Source organism: Falsiroseomonas sp. RANM36, from assembly GCF_056682175.1.
The window spans coordinates 186,916-192,724 of the sequence record NZ_JBWXTD010000008.1; the positions used below are offsets into that span (position 1 = coordinate 186,916).

At 73.6% G+C, this 5,809-nt stretch carries 7 protein-coding genes; 4 read left to right on the plus strand and 3 right to left on the minus strand.

All coding sequences use genetic code 11. The annotated features are described in order from the left end of the window. Positions 1-33 precede the first annotated feature (33 nt). A complete protein-coding gene (locus AC1MIR_RS26550) occupies positions 34-765 on the minus strand; it encodes a DUF1254 domain-containing protein (RefSeq protein WP_480031179.1) in 732 nt (243 codons plus the stop codon). A gap of 253 nt (positions 766-1,018) precedes the next feature. Between AC1MIR_RS26550 and AC1MIR_RS26555 the strand changes: the two genes are divergently transcribed. Continuing rightward, complete coding sequence (locus AC1MIR_RS26555) at positions 1,019-1,519, plus strand: YciE/YciF ferroxidase family protein (RefSeq protein WP_480031180.1); 501 nt, start codon at positions 1,019-1,021, stop codon at positions 1,517-1,519. A 118-nt stretch (positions 1,520-1,637) separates the two neighbouring features. Continuing rightward, positions 1,638-2,690, plus strand: coding sequence for a YihY/virulence factor BrkB family protein (locus AC1MIR_RS26560; protein WP_480031181.1), 1,053 nt, complete (start codon positions 1,638-1,640; stop codon positions 2,688-2,690). Here AC1MIR_RS26560 and AC1MIR_RS26565 read toward each other — a convergent pair. Both AC1MIR_RS26565 and AC1MIR_RS26570 read right to left on the minus strand, forming a co-directional pair. Continuing rightward, entirely contained in the window at positions 2,632-3,321 is a 690-nt protein-coding gene (locus AC1MIR_RS26565; RefSeq protein ID WP_480031182.1) for an RluA family pseudouridine synthase, read from the minus strand. The genes AC1MIR_RS26560 and AC1MIR_RS26565 overlap by 59 nt on opposite strands. An 8-nt stretch (positions 3,322-3,329) precedes the next feature. Continuing rightward, positions 3,330-4,271: an AraC family transcriptional regulator gene (locus tag AC1MIR_RS26570; protein WP_480031183.1), complete on the minus strand. Its 942-nt coding sequence runs from the start codon at positions 4,269-4,271 to the stop codon at positions 3,330-3,332. 115 nt (positions 4,272-4,386) lie between these two features. Here AC1MIR_RS26570 and AC1MIR_RS26575 point away from each other — a divergent pair, with 115 nt between their 5' ends. After that, a complete protein-coding gene (locus AC1MIR_RS26575; protein ID WP_480031184.1) occupies positions 4,387-4,812 on the plus strand; it encodes a YybH family protein in 426 nt (141 codons plus the stop codon). Between the two features lie 79 nt (positions 4,813-4,891). Continuing rightward, the coding region (locus tag AC1MIR_RS26580; RefSeq protein ID WP_480031185.1) for a PfkB family carbohydrate kinase at positions 4,892-5,809 on the plus strand (918 nt) is incomplete at its 3' end.

Genomic DNA, 5,809 nt, shown 5'->3' on the forward strand with positions numbered 1-5,809 from the left:
GGGTGCGGGGCGGGGCGCCCGGCGCCAGCGCTGTCACGGCCCGCCGCCGCCGCGGCCGGGCTTGCTGACGGCGCATGCCACGGCCGGATCCACCCGGCCCGCTTGCGGCGTCCAGTCGCGGCCCCAGGCGCTCAGCGGCACCAGCCTGCAGGCATCCTGCAGCGCATGCACGGCGGCGTAGTCCTCCGGCGTGCCGGTGCAGTAGATGCGCCCGAGGATCCAGACCATGTTGGTCGGCGCCTTCAGCTCCCGGACGCCGGCGGGCAGCGTGCCGCGCCAGCCCGGCCCGGTGATCGCGTAGGTCTGTGCGCCCGTGCCCGTGGTGCGGGTGCCCGGCACCTGGAACACGTTGGTCCAGGCGTCGAGCATCGGGAACAGGAAGTAGCGCCCCTTCATGTCGGGGATGCTGAACACCCACGGCTCGTTCGAGAGGTCCACCCAGGCCGTGGTGTAGAGCGTGTCGGCGTTCGGCGCCGTGACGTCGCGGAAGGACGCGTCGGGATAGCTGCGGGCCTTGATGAGCTGGCCCATCGGCCCGCGGTTGCCGGTGGGCGTCGCGACATTGGTCATGACGCGCCGCGTCATCTCCATCGTCACCAGCGGATAGCCATAGGTGTAGGCCTCGACGGCGTGGGCGAACTCGGCCAGCCCTTCGATGCCGCGCAGCGCCGGGCCGTCCCAGTTGGCATGGCCGGGGGCGCCCGGCATCGCGCTGCCGGCAAGGCCGAGGCCGGCGGCCAGGGCGGTGCGACGGGTGAGGTCCATCGGTCTTTCTCCGTTCTGCCGTTTCGCCGGCCGGCGTGGTGGCCGTCGCCATCCTCATGGCGTCAGGGGAGCCTAGCCCCATCGGCCGGAACGCCGCCCGAAATCGATGGCCGAATCGTGCCAGGGCGATGCGCGGCCGCGCCGCGATGCCTTTCCGTGAACGACGCTGTCGCCGGCGGGCCGATCCGACGGCCGGCAACGCCGAGGCCATTCGCGCGTTGCCCGGGCGCACACCGACCGCCAGGAGGCACCGATGGCCAAGGCCAAGACGCTTGACGACCTGTTCCACGACACCCTGAAGGACATCTACTACGCCGAGCGGAAAGTCCTGCGGACACTCCCGAAACTGGTGCGCGGCGCCGAGTCGGAGGCGCTGAAATCCGCCTTCGAGGAGCACATCAGCGAGACGGAGATGCAGGTGGAGCGTCTCCAGCGGGTGTTCGAGATCATCGGCAAGCGCGCCCAGGGCAAGACGTGCGACGCCATCGACGGGATCACCGCGGAGGGCGCGGAGGTGCTCGAGGAATACGCGGGCACGCCGGTGCTGGACGAGGGGCTCATCGGCTGCGCCCAGGCCGTGGAGCACTACGAGATCACGCGGTACGGCACGCTCCGGCGCTGGGCGACGGTGCTCGGCCATGACGAGGCGGCCAGGCTGCTGGGCGAATCGCTGGCCGAGGAGGAGAAGGCCGACCGCACGCTGACCGCGATCGCCGAGGGCGGCGCGCGGCGCACCGGGCGGCGCGCCCAATGAGCGGTTGGCCGCCGCCGGCTGCCGGCGGCGGCAAGCGCCGCGTCACCGGCGGGTCGGCCGGTCGTGCTGCGACCCGCGCGCCGGCCGGTGCCCCGCAGGGCGCAACGGAGCGCGGACCATGAAGACCATCTGGGCGATGCTGAAGGATGCCGGCCAGGGATTCCTGGCCGACGACTGCCTGACGCGCGCCGCCGCCATCGCCTATTTCACCCTGTTCTCGGTGGGCCCGCTGCTGTTCATCGCCACCGGCATAGCCGGCCTCGTCTTCGGCCAGGAGCAGGTGGACAAGGCCCTGGCCGATCAGTTGACCGCGATGGTCGGCGCGCAGAGCGCGAACGCGGTGCGCATGATGGCAAGTTCGGCGCTCGGCGACGCCCGCGGCGGCTGGGCGCTGGCGATCGGCCTGGCGACGCTCCTGCTGACGGCGAGCGGCACCTTCGGGGCGCTGCAATCGGCGCTCAATGCGATCTGGAAGACCGAGACGCCCGACGCGGACACCGTCGCCGAGACCGTCTCCCGCTTCGTCAGGGCGAAGGCTGCCGCGCTCGGGCTCGTCGCCGCGACCGGCTTCATCATGATCGCGTCGCTGGCGGCCAGCGCGGCGATCTCCGCGCTCGGCGCCTGGCTGACGCGGGCGGTCCCGGGCGGCGCCCTCGTCGTCGCGGCGCTCGACACCGCGGTCACCGTGCTGGTCCTCGCCCTGCTCTTCGCGGCGATCTTCAAGCTGCTGCCGGACCGTCGCCTGGCGTGGCGCGACGTCGCCATCGGCGCGGCGGCGACGGCTGTCCTGTTCACCATCGGCAAGTCGGCGATCGGTTTCTACATCGGGCACAGCAACGTCGCGGCGGGGTTCGGGACGGCCGGCGCGCTCATCATCCTGCTGGTCTGGATCTACTACTCCGCCCTGATCTTCCTGGCCGGCGCCGAGTTCACGCGCGCCTGGGCCAACCGCGAAGGGAGCAGGCGGGCGTCGCGCGTGCCTGCGCGGCGGCAGGCTGCGCTGCCGGCACCGCGCGCGGCGTGGGCAACGCCACGGGCGCGAGAGGGATGGGGCGTCATCCTGCTCTCCGCCCTGCTGCCGTTGGCCATCGAGGTGATCGTGAGCGCGGCGATCAGGCGCCGCCGCAGGCCGCGATCGCCGCCCGCATATGGGCCGGCACCGGCGCCGTGATGCGCAGCGCGGGATCGAGCGGCAGCGCGATCCCGCGCGCCAGCAGGTGCAGCGTCCCCGCGCCGCCGCCATACATCGCATCGCCCACGATCGGCGCGCCGAGCGTCGCGCAATGCACGCGTAGCTGGTGCGTTCGCCCGGTCTCGGGCCGCAGTTCCACCCAGGTCATCCCCGGCGCGCGGCCGAGCACGCGCCAGGCGGTGCGCGCCGGGTCGCCGGCGGGATGCGCTTCCATCCGCCAGCCCCGCTGCGGCGTGCTGACCTTGCGCAAGGGCGCGTCCACCGTGCCCCTGTCGCCGGGCAATGCGCCGCGCAGCACCGCCCAGTAGAGCTTCTCCACCCGCCGTTCCGCGAACAGCGCGTTGAGCCGCGCCAGCATCGGCGCGGTGCGGCCGAGCACGAGGCAGCCGGACGTGTCGGCATCGAGGCGGTGCGCCGGCTGCGGGTCGCGCCGCTTGCCCATGCGCAGCGCCGGCAGCCAGCGCTCCAGCGAATCGCCGGATCGCGCCGAGACCGGCAGGCCGGCGGGCTTGTCGAGCACGAGCAGGTCCGGCCCGACATGCAGCAGCCGCGCGCGCAGCCAGTCGGGCAGGGGCGGCTCCGCGGGGCGCCCGGTCGCCCTGCGATCCACGGCGTGCCTCATGCCCGGGCCTCGGCGTCCGTCGCCGTGCCGCGGCGCAGCCGCGCGCGGAAGGCGCCCGGCGTCAGCCGCGTCTCCCGCCGGAAGAACTTCGCGAAGTTGGTCGGCTCGCTGAAGCCGAGCGCGTAGCCGACATTCGCCGCCGGCAGCAGCGTATGCGCCAGCAGGCGCTTCGCCTCCAGCACGATGCGGTCCGTCAGCATGGCCTTGGCACTCCGGTCGGAGACCGTGCGCACCGCACGGTCGAGGCTTTTTTCCGAGCAGCCGAGCTCCCGCGCATAGGGCGCGAGCGTGTGGCGCTGCGCGAAGTCGCGCTCGACCAGCGCGCGGAAGCGGCGGAAGCGGCGCAGCGGCGCGGGCTCCACGGCATCCTCCGCCGCCGCGCCGCGGTCGAGATGCAGGCGCAGCAGCAGCGCCTCCATCTGGCTGCGCAGCAGCGCGTTGCGCAGCCGCGTCGCGTCGCCCTGCGCATCCTTCGCCATGCGCGCGAAGGCCTCCTCCGCCGCCGGGCGCGCGGCGGCGGAAAGCTGCATCCGCAGCGGCAGCTCCTCGAGCTGCTGCATCGCCTCGAGCCGGGCCGGCTTCGCGCCGCCCGCCGCGCGCGGGTCCAGCAGCTCGGAGCGGAACAGCAGCATCCAGCCCTCGCAGCCCGAGAGATCGCCGAAGTGATGCACCTGGCCGGGCTGCAGCACGATCAGCGTGCCGGGCGTGCAGGCGAGCGAGGTGAAATCGGCCAGATGCACATAGCGCCCGGCGGCGACGAAGAGCAGGCAGTGGAAGTCGATGCGCTCATGCCCGCGCCGCGCGACGTCGCCCGCCCGCCGCCGCAGCTCCGACAGTGCGAAGACCTCGATGTCGAGCGCATAGCCCGCCGGAGGCCGGTAGCCGACCGGCGTGACCGGGCCGTGCCGGCGCGCGGCGGTGGAGGGGGCGTTTCGCACGCTGTCCAGTTTCGACCATCGGCCGACGGAAACCAACCTCGTTCGCCGCGGCCCCCGGGCGCAAGGATGTCCGGGCGCGGAACAGGCCGCGCCGACGATCCGAAGGGAAGCAGCAATGTCCACGCAACAGGAAGTCCGCACCGCCTCCGCCGCCTTCTACGCCGCGCTGAACCGCATGGCGAAGGGCGAGGCCGGCGCGATGGCCCGCATCTGGTCGCAGGGCGCGACGGTGACCGCTTTGCACCCGATCGGCGGGCGCGACACCGGCTGGAGCGAGGTCGGCGGCAGCTTCGACCGCGTCGCCGGCATCGCCTCCGCCGGCGACATCCGCCTCACCGGGCAGCACATCGAGACGGCCGGCGACATGGCCTATGAGGTCGGCATCGAGACCGGCACGCTCACCCTCGGCGGCCTCACCGCCACGGTCGAGCACCGGGTGACCAACATCTACCGCCGCGAGGCCGGCGGCTGGCGCATGGTGCACCACCACACCGACGTCTCGCCGACGATGCTGGACGTGCTGGCGCGGCTGAACGCGTAGCGCCGCGCCGCCCCGCGCCGGCGCCTGTGGCACAATCTTGTCTTGCCGCGGCGCCGCATCGGCGGGCAGCCTGACGCCCATGCCCACCGACCCGCGCCCCCTTGTCGTCTGCCTCGGCAGCGTGGTGATGGACCACACCTTCCATGTGGACGAGATCGTGCAGCCGCCCTCCAAGAACCGCGCGCGGAGCTACGCGCTCGGCGCCGGCGGGCTGGCGGCGAATGCCTCCATCGCCGTCAGCCGCCTCGGCGGCAACTGCGTCTTCTGGGGGCGGGTCGGGGATGACCTCAATGGCCGCCCGCTGCTCGATGCGCTGGCCGAGCAGGGCGTGGACGTCTCGCAATGCCGCCTGGCGCCGGGCGGGCGCACGCCGGTCTCGGCGGTGCTGGTGGACCCGATGGGCGAGCGCAGCATCTATGCCTATCGCGGCGAGAATCTCGGCACCGATCCCGACTGGCTGCCGCTGGCGCGCATCGACACCGCGCAGGCCTTCCTCTGCGATCCCCGCTGGCCCGAAGGCGCGGCGCGCGCGCTGGACCATGCCCGCGCGAAGGGCGTGCCGACGGTGATCGACGGCGAGAAGACCGAGACGCGCATCCTGATGGAGCTGATCCCGCGCGTAGATCATGCGGTGTTCTCGGTGCCGGGCCTGGCGAACTACGCGCCCGGCAAGAAGCCGGCGGAGGCGCTGCGGCGCGCGCTGGAGGATGGCTGCCAGGTGGCGGCGGTGACGCAGGGCGAGAAGGGCACGCTCTGGATGACGCAGCGGGATCCGGCGCCGCGGCGCACGCCCGCCTTCCGCGTGGCGGCGACGAATACCACGGGCGCGGGCGACGTGTTCCACGGCGCCTATGCGCTGGCGATCGCGGAGGGCCAGCCGATCGAGGCGGTGATGCGCTTCGCCTCTGCGGCCGGCGCCCGGCGCGCCCCGGGCGGCGCGCCGCCCCCGCGGGGGCGGGGGGGGGGGCGCGGGGGCCCATGCCCGGGGGCCCCACGC

What these genes read in the sequence shown, in the direction of transcription:
- AC1MIR_RS26555 (WP_480031180.1), top strand. Translation starts at nt 1,019, where the DNA reads ATGGCCAAGGCCAAGACGCTTGACGACCTGTTCCACGACACCCTGAAG.
- AC1MIR_RS26575 (WP_480031184.1), top strand. Translation starts at nt 4,387, where the DNA reads ATGTCCACGCAACAGGAAGTCCGCACCGCCTCCGCCGCCTTCTACGCC.
- AC1MIR_RS26550 (WP_480031179.1), bottom strand. Translation starts at nt 765, where the DNA reads ATGGACCTCACCCGTCGCACCGCCCTGGCCGCCGGCCTCGGCCTTGCC.
- AC1MIR_RS26560 (WP_480031181.1), top strand. Translation starts at nt 1,638, where the DNA reads ATGAAGACCATCTGGGCGATGCTGAAGGATGCCGGCCAGGGATTCCTG.